The organism is Segeticoccus rhizosphaerae (genome assembly GCF_009192725.1).
In the GTDB taxonomy this organism is placed as follows: Bacteria; Actinomycetota; Actinomycetes; order Actinomycetales; family Dermatophilaceae; genus Segeticoccus; species Segeticoccus rhizosphaerae.
The window spans coordinates 1-3,427 of record NZ_VOHR01000368.1; the positions used below are offsets into that span (position 1 = coordinate 1).

Below are 3,427 nucleotides of genomic sequence, written 5' to 3' on the forward strand. Positions count from 1 at the left end.
CGGGTGCCCGGATCGGACCGCGCGGACGAGCCGGGTGTAGAGGGCGGCCGGCGCGAGGCAACGGGCGGCGTCGTGGACGAGCACCACGCCGTCGTCGGGATGCAGCGCGCGCAGACCCGCCGCGACCGAGTCCGTACGGGTGGCACCCCCCGGCACGACGTCGATGTCGTCGGCCCGCGGGTGGGCTTGTGCGATGTCACGCACCTCGTCGAGGTGGCCGCTCGGCGCGACCACCACGACGTGCCGCACGTCGGGGCACGCTGTGGCGCGCCGCAACGCGTGCGTCAGCAAGGGCTCGCCAGCCAGCGCCACGAGCGCCTTCGGCTGGGCAGCACCCAGCCGGGTGCCCTGGCCCCCGGCCACGAGGACCAGGGCGACGTTCAGGAGGCGAGGACCTCGTCGAGCGTGGCCTCGGCCTTGTCCTCGTTGGTGTGCTCGGCGAGCGCGAGCTCGGAGACGAGGATCTGCCGGGCCTTGGCCAGCATCCGCTTCTCACCCGCGGACAGGCCGCGGTCCTTGTCGCGGCGCCACAGGTCGCGCACGACCTCGGCGACCTTGATGACGTCACCGGAGGCGAGCTTCTCGAGGTTGGCCTTGTAGCGGCGCGACCAGTTGGTCGGCTCCTCGGTGTGCTCGGCGCGCAGGACCTCGAAGACCTTGTCGAGTCCTTCCTGACCGACGACGTCGCGGACGCCGACGAGATCGCAGTTCTCAGCGGGAACCTCGATCGTCAGATCGCCTTGGGCCACTTTGAGGACGAGGTAGAGCTTGTCCTCTCCCTTGATGGTGCGGGTCTTGGTTTCTTCGATCAGTGCGGCCCCGTGGTGGGGGTACACGACCGTCTCGCCGACCTTGAACTCCATATGTTATTTGCCCCTTTCGCGAACTCTAGGATACCACGAATGGGCCCCGTCACTGAACCGACCTGTGGACGTTTGCGCAGGTCAGAGGCCCAACGCCGGTCCCAGCGGTGTGAAACGACCCCTTGACAGATCGCCTTCGACATGCTTGTCAGGGCCACTCGCGCGGGTATGCCGACCGGTTCCGAAGGCGGCCCGCTAGGCTGACCCGCGTGAAGCGTCGACCGGCCCGGGCCACCTCCAAGACCGCGCTCCCGAAGAGGAGTGCCCTGCTGCTCACTGCCGCACTGGCGGCCGGCACCTTGGCGATCTCCGGGTGCCAGCGGTTCTCGCCGATCACCACCGACCTGCACTACGACCCGGCCGACGGGGTCTCCGCCACCCTCGGTGACGTCGCCGTGCACGACCTGCTCGTCGTCGCCGGGTCCAAGGGAGCCGCCGGCGTGGTCTCCGGCTACGTGGTCAACAGCGGCGACCAGGAGGTCACGCTGCAGCTCAAGGCCCCGAACGCCGAAGCGACCCAGACCAAGCTGCCGCCGCACAGCACGGTCAAGCTCTCGGGCGGCGACACGGAGAGTGTCCAGGTCAGCACGGTCGCGGTGGCGCCCGGTTCGATGCTCGACCTGCAGCTGAAGACACCGGACTTCGGTGCCCAGGAGGTCCCGGTGCCGGTCCTGCTGCCGGACGGCTACTACGCGACCGTGACGCCGACCTCCGGCAGCGGCGGCTGATCCCACCGACCGGCGCCTCCGATCCGCTCAGGCGCTCTCGAACTTGTAGCCCAGCCCCCGCACCGTGACGATGTGCTCCGGGGCGGACGAGTCCGTCTCGATCTTGGCCCGCAGCCGCTTGACGTGGACGTCCAGCGTCTTGGTGTCGCCCACGTAGTCGCTCCCCCACACGCGGTCGATGAGCTGCCCCCGTGTCAGCACCCGGCCCGCGTTGCGCAGCAGCATCTCCAGCAGCTCGAACTCCTTGAGCGGGAAGGAGACCTGCTCACCCCGGACGGTCACGACGTGCCGCTCGACGTCCATCCGCACCGGCCCCGCCTCCAGGCTCGGCGGGAGCAGCTCGTCCGGCTCCTGCAGACGACGCAGCACGGCCTTGATCCGGGCCAGCAGCTCGCGGCTCGAGTAGGGCTTGGTGACGTAGTCGTCCGCGCCGATCTCGAGGCCGACGACCTTGTCCACCTCGCTGTCCTTGGCGGTGAGCATGATCACCGGCACCGACGAGCGCTGCCTCAGCGCACGGCACACGTCGATCCCGGACAGACCCGGGAGCATCAGGTCGAGCAGCACCAGGTCTGCTCCCGCCCGGTCGAACCGCTCCAGCGCCGCCGGGCCGGTCTCGGCCACGTCCACGTCGTAGCCCTCCTTGCGCAGCAGGTAGGACAGCGGGTCCGAGTAGGACTCCTCGTCCTCGACGACCAGGATGCGCGTCATGCGGGGTGCCCTTCGTGGGGTGTGGTCATGGAGTCACCTCTCGTCGCGATCCGGAGGTCGGGGCCCGGCCGGGATGGCCGGTGTGCGGCCGGCAGCCGCATGGTGAACGTGGAGCCGTGCCCCTCCTCGCTCCACACGGTGACGTCTCCGCCGTGGTTGGCGCAGACGTGCTTGACGATGGCGAGGCCCAGGCCGGTGCCTCCGGTGGCCCGCGAGCGGGCGGCGTCGACCCGGTAGAAGCGCTCGAAGATGCGTGGTTGCTCACTGGCCGGTATGCCGTGCCCCTGGTCGGTCACGGCGACCTCCACGAGCTCGCCGCGGGTGCGCACCGCCAGGGTCACGCTGGTGCCGGGGTCGGAGTAGGTGATGGCGTTGGCGACCAGGTTGCGGATCGCGGTGGTGAGCAGGTGGGTGTCACCGAAGACCTGCGGCGACCCGGGATCCTCGCGCACCAGGGTCACCTTCGTGCCCCGGTCCTGGGCCAGCAGCTCGGTGTGGTCCACCGCTTCGACCGCAGCCTGCCCGACGTCGACGAGCTCCGGGTCGTGCAGCGTGTCGGCCACCTGGAGCCGGGACAGCTCGACGATCTCGGTGACCAAGGTGGTGAGCCGGCTGCTCTCGACCTGCATCCGCGAGGCGAAACGGGTGACCGCCTCCGGGTCGTCGCTGGCCCCCTGGACGGCCTCGGCGAGCAGTGCCAGACCACCCACCGGCGTCTTGAGCTCGTGGCTGACGTTGGCCACGAAGTCACGCCGGACCTCCTCGAGCCGACGGGCGTGGGTGCGGTCCTCCACCAGCAGCAGGACGTAGGCGCTCCCGAGCGGGGCGATCCGCGCGGCGACGGTGATGACGCCGGTGCCGATCGGACCGCGGGACAGCTCCAACTCGGCTTCGCGGATCTCGCCGTCACGGCGCACCCGGCGAGCGAGGTCCCGCAGGGCGGGGTGGACCAGCTCGCTGTCGCGCACGAGTCCGTGGGCCACCGCCGACGGGCTGGTCCTGACGACGGCGTCGTCGCGGTCGAGGACGATGGCGCTGGAGCCCAGGACCGCGAGGACGTCGGCCACGCCCTCGGGCACGCGCGCCTCGGGCAGCTCGTCGTCGGGCACCCGGCGACGAGCTGCC

5 protein-coding genes are annotated in these 3,427 nt (G+C 70.6%); 1 reads left to right on the forward strand and 4 read right to left on the reverse strand.

Going from position 1 to position 3,427, the window contains the following annotated elements; genetic code table 11:
- Both FRW57_RS19100 and FRW57_RS19105 read right to left on the reverse strand, forming a co-directional pair.
- A partial coding sequence (locus FRW57_RS19100) for an IspD/TarI family cytidylyltransferase (protein WP_338055387.1) occupies positions 1 to 384 on the reverse strand: 384 nt, incomplete at its 3' end.
- Complete coding sequence (locus tag FRW57_RS19105; protein WP_137120721.1) at positions 381 to 863, reverse strand: CarD family transcriptional regulator; 483 nt, start codon at positions 861 to 863, stop codon at positions 381 to 383. The genes FRW57_RS19105 and FRW57_RS19100, both read right to left, overlap by 4 nt.
- A 209-nt stretch (positions 864 to 1,072) precedes the next feature.
- On the opposite strand from FRW57_RS19105, the gene FRW57_RS19110 reads away from it, so the two are divergent.
- Positions 1,073 to 1,591, forward strand: coding sequence for a hypothetical protein (locus tag FRW57_RS19110; RefSeq protein WP_137121713.1), 519 nt, complete (start codon positions 1,073 to 1,075; stop codon positions 1,589 to 1,591).
- A 27-nt stretch (positions 1,592 to 1,618) separates the two neighbouring features.
- Here FRW57_RS19110 and FRW57_RS19115 read toward each other — a convergent pair whose 3' ends face one another.
- Together FRW57_RS19115 and FRW57_RS19120 are read right to left on the reverse strand one after the other, a co-directional pair.
- On the reverse strand, positions 1,619 to 2,302 hold the full coding sequence (locus tag FRW57_RS19115; protein ID WP_137121714.1) for a response regulator transcription factor: 684 nt from the start codon (positions 2,300 to 2,302) through the stop codon (positions 1,619 to 1,621).
- On the reverse strand, positions 2,299 to 3,427 hold a 1,129-nt coding region (locus FRW57_RS19120), incomplete at its 5' end, for a sensor histidine kinase (protein ID WP_152186777.1). The genes FRW57_RS19120 and FRW57_RS19115, both read right to left, overlap by 4 nt.

What these genes read in the sequence shown, in the direction of transcription:
- FRW57_RS19115 (WP_137121714.1), bottom strand. Translation starts at nt 2,302, where the DNA reads ATGACGCGCATCCTGGTCGTCGAGGACGAGGAGTCCTACTCGGACCCG.
- FRW57_RS19105 (WP_137120721.1), bottom strand. Translation starts at nt 863, where the DNA reads ATGGAGTTCAAGGTCGGCGAGACGGTCGTGTACCCCCACCACGGGGCC.